The organism is Actinosynnema sp. NPDC023658 (assembly GCF_040639995.1).
In the GTDB taxonomy this organism is placed as follows: domain Bacteria; phylum Actinomycetota; class Actinomycetes; order Mycobacteriales; family Pseudonocardiaceae; genus Actinosynnema.
In genome coordinates, this window is the sequence record NZ_JBFAAX010001134.1 from 1 (window position 1) to 1,673 (window position 1,673).

Sequence of the window (1,673 nt, forward strand, 5' to 3'; positions counted from 1 at the left end):
GCTGCTCGTCCGCGGTGAGGTTGGAGTAGCGGGGCGAGCCCACCGGTCCCTGCTGGGACAACCTGCGATGGTGTCGAGCGGGGCGTCCGTGCCGCAGATCACCAGACCGCCGGCGCGGTGCACCCTCAGCACCGCGTCGACCCAACCGGCGAGGACGTCCCGCGAGAACGTCGAGCTCGGCGTGCCGGCGGACTCGGCGTCCGCGACGTACCGGTCGTACTCCCACGGCGGGAACAGCACGCGGGAGCGTTCGTCGGTCACCAAGGACTTGTCGTCGGCGTAGAGGGCGTGGGAGTGGAACAGGGTCGGCGTCACCGACATGCCGGAGCGCACGAACAGCTCCACCACGTCCTGGTAGGCCCGCCCGGTGCGGCTGATCGTGTGCGAGTAGCCGAGCCGGTTCGTGGCGCCGACGTGCTCCATGCCGTCCATGCCCACGGACGCGGCGGGGTACAGGTAGTGCGACGACAGCGGGACACCGGCGCGGTGCGCGGCCCGCACGGTCTCCCGCTGGAGCTCCACGGGCAGCCGCACGTACGTCTTCACCATGTCGTAGTCGAGTTCGAGCGCCCGCTTGAGCTCCAGGTCGAGCTGGGCGCGCGACAGCGTGGGCCGCATGAAGTTGTAGTAGACGCGCGAGCCGTCGATCGCCTCGCCGGTGGCGAAGTACCGCGGCCCCACCAGGGTGCCCGCCTCCAGCGCCTCCCTGGTCTCCAGCATCTGGTAGACCGGGTCGCCCGGCGAACGGGTCGTCGTGATGCCGTAGGAGAGCCACAGCCTGCCCTGCCGCGCGCCCCACTGGCGGCCGCGCAGGTGCCAGTGGTTGTGGGCGTCGACCAGTCCGGGCATGGCGACGAGGTCGCGCGCGTCCACCACCCGCTCCCCCGCCGCCGCGCGGTGCGGCCGGATCTCCTGCACCCGGCCGTGCTCCAGGACGATGTCGACGTCGTGGCGGAGGTCCGCGCCCTCCCCGTCCCACACCGCGCCGGCGTGGATGACGGTGCGGGACGGCGGTGCCGCCTTGCGCCAGGAGAAGTCCAGGCGGATGGTGCGCGGCTGCCCTCCGTCGAGGCGCACCCGGCGCAGCACCCCGTTGCACAGGTACACCAACGCGTCCGGGCCGCACCACGTCGGGGAGTCGGTCACCTCGTGGGTCACCTGGCGCGGGTCGCCCAGGAACCGGCCCGCCGCGTCGACCGCGACGACCCAGGCCACGCTCTCCACGACGAACGCCAGGTGACCGCCGTCGGGCGACCACACCGGCCCGTCGTCCCCGCGGGTCGCGATCGAGCGGAACGGCATCGGCTCGGTGTAGCGCAGCTCGCCGGTGCCCAGGTGCACGGTGAGGACCTGGCTGGTGCCCTCGCGGAAGCGGCGGGAGAACGGCTTGACGGCGGCCAGCGCGAGCACGGTGCCGTCAGCCGACCAGGTCGGCCTGCCGGGCTGGAACAGCGCGGGCGTGACCTGCCTGCGGCTTCCCGCGGCGATGTCGAGGACCCACACCGCGCCGTCCTGGTCCACGTAGGCGACCTGCTTGCCGTCCGGGGAGAACCGCGGCGTCGTCTGCGCCCCCGCGACCGCGCCGCCCAGCGCGGAGTCCTCGCCGGTCACCAGGTCGCGCACCCGCAGCGCGGCAACGCCCTGGCGGTCGCTGGAGTACACGATGGACCGGC

General features: G+C 73.3%; 1 pseudogene. It reads right to left on the minus strand.

Annotation, left to right across the window (positions count from 1 at the left end):
- A pseudogene (locus AB0G02_RS38875) lies at positions 1-1,662 on the minus strand (amidohydrolase); the annotation flags it as partial.
- Positions 1,663-1,673: the final 11 nt, after the last annotated feature.